This is a genomic window from Candidatus Neomarinimicrobiota bacterium, from assembly GCA_030743815.1.
Classification (GTDB): domain Bacteria; phylum Fidelibacterota; class Marinisomatia; order Marinisomatales; family S15-B10; genus UBA2146.
Genome location: JASLRT010000048.1, coordinates 1 through 7,571, shown reverse-complemented (window position 1 = coordinate 7,571; position 7,571 = coordinate 1). Strand labels below are relative to the sequence as shown.

7 protein-coding genes are annotated in these 7,571 nt (G+C 50.2%); 2 read left to right on the top strand and 5 right to left on the bottom strand.

Annotation, left to right across the window (positions count from 1 at the left end):
- The 3 genes from QF669_04435 to QF669_04425 all read right to left on the bottom strand — a co-directional run.
- The coding region (locus QF669_04435) for a GMC family oxidoreductase (protein ID MDP6456691.1) at positions 1–346 on the bottom strand (346 nt) is incomplete at its 3' end.
- Positions 347–376: 30 nt separating this feature from the next.
- The gene (locus tag QF669_04430; GenBank protein ID MDP6456690.1) at positions 377–952 is read right to left on the bottom strand and encodes a gluconate 2-dehydrogenase subunit 3 family protein; all 576 of its coding nucleotides are present in this window, start codon (positions 950–952) and stop codon (positions 377–379) included.
- A gap of 28 nt (positions 953–980) precedes the next feature.
- Positions 981–1,904 carry a sugar phosphate isomerase/epimerase gene (locus QF669_04425; protein ID MDP6456689.1) on the bottom strand — a complete coding sequence of 308 codons (924 nt, stop codon included), beginning with the start codon at positions 1,902–1,904 and terminating at the stop codon, positions 981–983.
- A 280-nt stretch (positions 1,905–2,184) separates the two neighbouring features.
- Here QF669_04425 and uvrC point away from each other — a divergent pair, with 280 nt between their 5' ends.
- Together uvrC and QF669_04415 are read left to right on the top strand one after the other, a co-directional pair.
- Positions 2,185–4,014, top strand: a complete 1,830-nt coding sequence (uvrC, locus tag QF669_04420; protein ID MDP6456688.1) for an excinuclease ABC subunit UvrC — start codon at positions 2,185–2,187, stop codon at positions 4,012–4,014.
- Between the two features lie 33 nt (positions 4,015–4,047).
- Positions 4,048–6,126 carry an AIR synthase-related protein gene (locus QF669_04415; protein MDP6456687.1) on the top strand — a complete coding sequence of 693 codons (2,079 nt, stop codon included), beginning with the start codon at positions 4,048–4,050 and terminating at the stop codon, positions 6,124–6,126.
- A 9-nt stretch (positions 6,127–6,135) separates the two neighbouring features.
- Here QF669_04415 and QF669_04410 read toward each other — a convergent pair whose 3' ends face one another.
- Entirely contained in the window at positions 6,136–6,915 is a 780-nt protein-coding gene (locus QF669_04410) for an inositol monophosphatase family protein (protein ID MDP6456686.1), read from the bottom strand.
- A partial coding sequence (locus QF669_04405; GenBank protein ID MDP6456685.1) for an alanine:cation symporter family protein occupies positions 6,915–7,571 on the bottom strand: 657 nt, incomplete at its 5' end. The genes QF669_04410 and QF669_04405, both read right to left, overlap by 1 nt.

Below are 7,571 nucleotides of genomic sequence, written 5' to 3'. Positions count from 1 at the left end.
GTCCACCTAGCTGATAACCACGAATCCAAGAATACGGTTTATCAGTATCATGCGTGTAGGGGTGTTTTTTGTCATTGACAAAAAAGTTTTTGGTGGCCTCTCCAAAAGCATAACATTGCTTTTGGATCTTATACTCATCATCAAAAAGCTTTCTGTCTCCCTGATCCCTGTAGGTAAATTCCCAAGGAGGTTTGTGCTCACTCTTGTAATCTACTCCATGTCTTACATTGCCGCCCCGTTCAAGTAAGAGAACCATCAGACCCTTTTCAGAGAGTTCTTTTGCGGCCCATCCGCCAGTGATGCCGGAGCCGACAACGATGGCGTCGTATTCATTGCTGGAAGACATTAGACTGATTGCTCCTTCACCGCGTCCTCCCTAATCTGACCATGCGCGACCGATTTCATCGTATGGGATGCAGCCGTCGTAGTTGTCAGACGCCGCGAAGTATTTCAGCTCCTGAATTGCGCCGATCTCTGAAGTGAAATAACCGATAAGCGTTAATTCCTTCATCTGATTGAAGAACGGTTTTAATGCACCATTCTCGTTTTCCCGGGAAAGGGCCTCGGTTTCCAGTTTATTAAGGATGGTTTTCCGGCCGTCAACAGTGCACCTCACGAATTCATTTGAGTAACGGCCTCTTGCTCGCCTGTCTGCATCTGCAAGGCCTTCCATGAAATGATTTCGCTCGACAGTGGTAAACCAGTCAGCCAGCATCAAATCAATAAATTCATTAACTTTGGTCGCTTTCGCACCGGGGGTATCGGTCTCTGGAATAATCATTTCAGCAATAACCGTAATGAGATCATTCTGTTCAGCATTGACTATCTTTGGTATCCATTTTTTGCCACCGCCACTAATTGTGACTCCTGACAGTACTGCTGAAACTATTGAGGGTGAAAGTGCGCCACCTGTTAGAAGGGCAACTCCTTTTAGCGCTTCTCTTCTGTCCATACTTTCAGCTCCTTCCTCTCATAGGATGCTACAGATTAAGATTGTGAAGGTATTGGAAGCTCTGTCGCAGACTGACTATGGGGCTATGAGGCGTGTGATCCTGTTCAACATAACAGTAGCTGATGTCAAATCCTTTTGCTGTCTTCAATAGCTCAGGGAAATTGACTACGCCGTCCCCAACTTCCTCGAAAGCATCATTTGTTTCGGGCGAGTCGTATGCAACTGGAATTCCTCTCTTCAGATCCTTTAGATGCATTAGTTGACATCGACTTCCGTGTTTCTGGAGGAATTCAACTGGGTCGAGACCGGCGATGCTAATCCAGAAGGAATCGAATTCAAAGTATACCAGGTCAGGATCGGTCTCCGATTCAAGGATACGGAACGGCGTTGAATTGTCCATCGGTTCGAATTCGAAAGAGTGGGTATGATAACACAGCTTGATTTCTGATGCATTACACTTTTCACCCGCAACATTGAGCTGCTCGGCAAGCTTGAGGTAAGAGTCTAGACCACCCCGTTCATCGGGATGAATCCAAGAGAATACAACGTACTCTACATCATGTTTGCGGACTTCAGATATTACCGAATCAACGTCTTTAGTTTGGGGAGAAATTCCAGACCTTTCCAGCATTTCCCAGTTTCCCGTCACCAGAGCCGGCGTGATGTGAGTACTTGTTATCTTGAGACCGACCTCGCGTAACAGAGGGACGAGCTGGTTCAGTATTGTATTATCGTGCAGTTCAACATGTTTAAACCCGATTTGGGCAACAGCATTGAGGATTGCAGCCGGATTATCCTTCAATAGGTCGCGGATTGTGTAAAGCTGTACCCCTAAGTTATCTGAGTATCTGAGGTCAGCCGTCAGACGGTAGGCAAATGGATTGAACGGTAGCACCATGCCGGTCGCTGCAAGCAGCTTCACGAATTCCCTGCGGGATATGCAATAGCTCATCCGAGGCTCTTCATTCCTGAAGCTCGACACGTCTTCACTGAGTGAAGTGTTGACCTAAGCGTTTATCGGGTGTCCTGCCGATGTCAATCATGGTGAGTCGGAGCAAGTGTAACATTGTGATAAGCAAAACACAAGGGGAAACCTCCATCCCTCTAACCGCTGTCGGCCTACCGCACGAAGCGCTAGAAACACACTAGGAAAAACCGTTCGGACACGCGCGCATTCAATTCCCCATTTCACCTATCCTCTCTTGCCGCTCAGCCTTAAATTCCGCGTCAGAATGGACATAAGCAAGAAGGTCAAATCAATCCCACGTAAGCCCGGCGTCTATCTTTTCCGAGACGGCAAGGGAAAGATACTATATATTGGCAAGGCGGTTGTGTTGAGGGACCGGGTCCGTAGCTACTTCCAAAAGAGTCCCGTGCAAGCGCCTCGGCTGATCTCACTCGTCTCCCGCATCCGCGACGTGGAATGGATTGTTACTGGCTCAGAGGTGGAAGCGCTATTGACTGAGGCTAACCTCATCAAGCAGCACACCCCCAAGTATAATGTCAACCTGAAGGACGACAAGTCGTTTCCCTACGTTCAGATCACAAATGAGCCGTATCCGCAGGTGCTTCTCACGCGAAAGATTGTGAGAGATGGGTCTAAGTATTTCGGACCGTACACGGATGTCAAGACGTTGCGTCATACACTTAAAGTGATTCATAAGGTATTCCCCATACGAAGTTGCAATTATGCCATTAACGATGATATAATCGCTCTCAAGAAAGTGTCAGTCTGTCTCGATTATCATATCAGGAAGTGCGACGGACCGTGTGAAGGTCTCGTCTCAGAACAGGACTATAGTGCCATGATCAGGGAGGTCGTCCGTTTTCTCCACTGCAGGACGGACAGAATAGTCGCCAGTCTAAAAGATAAAATGGCTGAGGCGTCGCGTCATACGCAGTACGAGGAAGCTGCCGGTTATCGGGATCAGATCGAGGCGGTGGAAAGGTTTTCCAAACGCCAGCGTAAAGTGTCGGCAACATTTGATGACAGGGATATCCTCGCCATTGCGGAGGAAGAAAACGATGCCTGTGCTGTTGTCATGCGGTTGCGGGCAGGCAAAGTTACCGGCCGGGAAAAAGTCTTTCTTACCGGCGTGGCTGACGGTGATATGGAACGGACCGTTTCCGATTTCATTCGTCAGTTTTACCTGGAGACAGATTTTATTCCGGCGGAAATCATTATGCCGGCGGCTGTGGAAGATGAATCAGCACTGTCGGAGTGGTTGAAGGGAAAGCGCAAGAATAAGGTGACTTTGACAGTGCCGCTGCGTGGTGAGAAAGCGCGACTATTACGCATGACGCGCACCAATGCTGAACTCCTCCTGGGCGAATATCGGCGCAGGAAGGCGAGGCGGCACGAACTGATCCCTAAAATGGTACAGCAGTTACAGAGTGATCTTAACCTGACAGTTCCGCCGCGGCGCATCGAGGCGTTTGATATCTCAAATATCCAGGGATACGTGCCGGTCGGTTCTATGGTCAGTTTTGTTGATGGCAAACCGAAGAAGGGTAACTACCGCAAATTTAAGATCAAGACGGTGAAGGGAGTTGACGATTTTGCCATGATGCGCGAAGTGATTTACCGCCGTTACGCGCGACTCAAGAGCGAGAAGGCAACTTTCCCTGATCTTATCGTGGTGGACGGGGGAAAGGGTCAGCTTGGCATGGCGACATCGGCTCTTCAGGAACTTGGCCTCACCTATATCCCGATCGTAAGCCTCGCCAAGCGGCTGGAGGAGGTGTTCGTGCCCGGATTCAGTGATCCTCAGTCAATTCCTAAGACGTCTCCCGGTCTGATGCTCTTACGCCGCATTCGCGATGAGGCTCACCGTTTTGCTGTCTCGTTCCACAGACAGCGCCGGGGCAAGGCCGCTACGAAGTCAGTCTTCGACGATATCAGAGGCGTGGGGCCAGTAACGCGCAAGCGGCTTCTATCCCAATTTGACTCCGTGGAAATCATCGCCAAAGCTTCGGTTGGGGAACTGTGTGATTCGGTTGGCGTTGGTAAGGATATTGCCGGTGAGATTATAGCTGCGGCAAAATCATTCGTGTCCCAATGACGCATTATATAGAGTGAGCTGAATAGCAAAATAATGCCCGAACCAAAAGTGACTTCAAACGTCATAGAGAAGCTGGGATTCTCGGAAGAGAACTTCTCCCATCTTGAGGAACTCATCGGCCGCCCGCCGACGCACGCTGAACTGACACTTTTGTCTGCCTATAGAGATAAGATATTTCTCTCCAAGTGGGTACGTCAGATTCGGAACAGTATGGATAGGAGAGATGTGGTTTCGTACCAGCCGTCTAACGTTGTCTCAGTTGAGGTAGACGGATCAATTATCAACCTCACGGCCAGGATCGGAGGTTGCGGTGTAAAGGTGAGGGGGGCGGCTGACCAGCAGGCGTATCATGCCGTCATGGGACTTTTCGGTGAGATTGTCGATGAAGGCGCCCTATCTAAGATAGTTTCCTGCGGTCAGGTAGTAGGATCACATGAGACCATCGGTATCAGGGCAATGTCAGACAAGCTCGGATCGGCCATGAAGGAATGCTATATCAGTACAGGAATAAATGTTGTTGTGTCTGATTTCTTCAGCGATGCTAATCTCGGTTCGAAGGGACTCTTCTCAGCCGCCGTGCTGGGGGTAACGGCTTCAGCGCCCGATAGTCCCATGACGGTTAAAAAGGAAGGAGATCCGGTTTTCTTCCTCAGCAAGCGAAGGGGAAGATCCAGCAAAGCCGGTTTAACCATCATGCAGACTTTCTCTCAGCTCAGTCACCAGCTGATGCAGCGTCCTTACCTGAGGGCGTTGAGATCTGTCAGCGAAGACGGTGTCGGTGTTGCCGCAGCGCGGATGTCGGTCGAACACGGAATGGGAATCACTCTCGATGCGACCAGTATTCCAGTAGTTACGAAAAGTTCAGTCGTCGGCACAATACTCCTCCATGGCGGCAGACGCGGACTGCTGACCGTTATATCACAAGGATTTAACAGAGAGCTGAACATGCTGACGAAGGAGTTCAAGGTTGACTGTCACCGGGTTGGCGAAAGTGCAAGCAGTCAGATGCTTACCGTGAAGAAATCGAAAAAGACGGTCGTCTCTCTTCCCGTTGAAACCATAGCTAAAGCACATGAGTTGTCAGCTGAGCAACCAGGTTCCACTGCTGTTACGGTCAAGCCTGAAACAGTGAATGCTGCCGGATTGAAAAAACCGAGATCTTACCGTGGCGCACTGCTGTCATTACTTGCCTCACCCAACGTGGCGCAGACAGTGCACAGATCTGATCCAGCGGCCGCCTCCGCTGACTCCGTCACGCCGGTCATGGAACTTTCTTCCTCCGGTCGTGCTCTATGGCTCGATCCGAGGGTGGGAGGCCGGACTGCCGTAGCCGCCGCAGCCAGGAAACTGGTTTGTTCTGGAATCAACCCTGCTGCTGTGGTGCTGAATGCGTTTGTGCCTGCGGATATCTTACGCGGGCAGGATGAAATGTTACGTGAAATTTTCAGGGGTGCTGACGAGATCGCACGTGTCTTCGATATTCATGTTATCGACACAAAAATTACCGCTACTGACCAGGTTTCTACTCAGTCAGTAGTTGCGGGTGTCTTCGGTGCTATTTCCCGGAATTATCAGCTACTGACACCAATGTTCAAACGAACCGGTGATTTTGTGCTCATCCTCGGCAGTCACCGCGGCGAGTTAGGCGGTTCTGAATACCTCAGGCTGAACACGAAAAAGGTAGTAGGACCGCCACCGGCAGTTGACCTGAAAGTGGAGCCAAAGTTGCGCGATATCGTTCTGATGGCTCATTCAGTTGATCTGATCGAATCAGCCATCGATATTTCTTCAGGTGGACTAACGACAGCGTTGGCTCACTGCCTGCTGAACTCACCTAAAGGTACAGGAGTACGCATCCATATGAGCAGTAAGATTACGGATCAGGAACTTCTGTTTGGAGAGACGCAAGGTGTCATGATCGTGACAGTGCATGAGGATGCCATTATCGAAATCGAGAGAATCTGCATGCGGATGGGTGTTCCGTGTACCGCTATCGGTCGTGTTACCGATAACGGACGATTATCATTTAATGAACTGATATATGTGAAGGTAAGCGATCTGCAGCAAAAACATAGGGAAGGTCTCAATATATTCCGCAGAGCCTTACACTGAAACAGTACTTCATTCGAAAACAGTCAACATCTCGCCATGAATCCTGCCGTTAGTGGCTAGGATATCCGGTGTATAGATAGAGAATTGAGAACCGTCGGTCTTCGTAACCTTTCCGCCGGCTTCTTCCACTATTAGGACGCCCGCCGCGGCATCCCACGGATTAAGTCCGTATTCCCAGAGACCATCGAGCCAGCCACACGCCACGTGCGCAAGATCGAGAGCCGCCGCGCCCGCTCTGCGCACCCCTTGGGTGATATCCGTAAAAGTCTTATAGTAATCAAAGTTTTTTTCCCACACCTCGTCATGCTCGTACTTAAATCCCGTGGCCAGTAAGCTATAGAGGAGTTCATGCTTATCGGTTACGCGGATCGGCTTGCCGTTGCAATGGGCGCCACCACCAGCCGTTGCTGAATAAGTGTGCTGGTGATACACGTCCAGGATGACCCCCACCTGTGGCACATAGTCCTTATAGACCGCAATTGAGACAGCGTAAAATGGGTAACTGTGGACAAAGTTGGTTGTACCGTCAAGAGGATCTACAATCCACACAAAAGAGGAATCGGTTGTCTGACCGGCAGATTCTTCGGTTATAATGTTGTGATTGGGATAGTTGCTACGGATGGTATCAAGGATGATCTCCTCCGAACCGCGATCGGCCTGCGTCACAAGGTTTGTCTTTCCCTTATAATCGACCTGGCGCACCTTTAATGATTCCGCGGAAATGAAAGAGGCCGCTTTTTCAGCAGCCTCTAAAGCGACGTTCAGCAGATCGTTCGGCTCAGTCCCCATCAGGATGAATCCGACCCCTGTTGAGTCAGGATCTCTTTGTAGGTCAGATGTTTACGGGAGAAGTATTCGTCAGTCATGACTTTCAGCGTCGGCATCAGTAGGACAACACCGATGAGGTTTGGAATAGTCATCAGACTGAGCGCGATATCGCCAAAGTTCCAGACGAACGCCAGTGGAAGGATGGCTCCCAGGAAATTAAAGAACACATAGACCCACCGATACGGCTTTATTGCGCTCGGACCGATGAGGTATTCGACGGAGCGGTCGCCGTAGTAACTCCACGCCACCATAGTGGTGTAGGCGAAGAGAAGTACGGAGAAATTGATGATTGTACTTCCGATTTCGGGTGCGAAAGAGAATCCTTCCTGAAAAGCGGCCCGCGTCAGTTGTGCTCCTGTCAGATTGGTGGACTCCAAGACTCCAGTTGATATGATGGCCAGTCCAGTCATGGTACAGATGATGAGCGTATCGATGAGCGGTCCCATTTGGGCAACTGCGCCCTCGCGAATCGACTCTTTCGTTTTTGCCGCAGCATGGGCGATCGGAGCTGAACCCTGTCCCGCTTCATTGGAATAAAGTCCCCGCCGGACGCCCCACATGACGACGGTGATGAGGCCTCCCCAGCCAGCTTTCAGTGAAAAGGCTTCGCGAATAAT

Coding starts and splice junctions, on each gene's coding strand:
- QF669_04425 (MDP6456689.1), bottom strand. CDS start 1,904: ATGAGCTATTGCATATCCCGCAGGGAATTCGTGAAGCTGCTTGCAGCG.
- QF669_04415 (MDP6456687.1), top strand. CDS start 4,048: ATGCCCGAACCAAAAGTGACTTCAAACGTCATAGAGAAGCTGGGATTC.
- QF669_04430 (MDP6456690.1), bottom strand. CDS start 952: ATGGACAGAAGAGAAGCGCTAAAAGGAGTTGCCCTTCTAACAGGTGGC.
- uvrC (MDP6456688.1), top strand. CDS start 2,185: ATGGACATAAGCAAGAAGGTCAAATCAATCCCACGTAAGCCCGGCGTC.
- QF669_04410 (MDP6456686.1), bottom strand. CDS start 6,915: ATGGGGACTGAGCCGAACGATCTGCTGAACGTCGCTTTAGAGGCTGCT.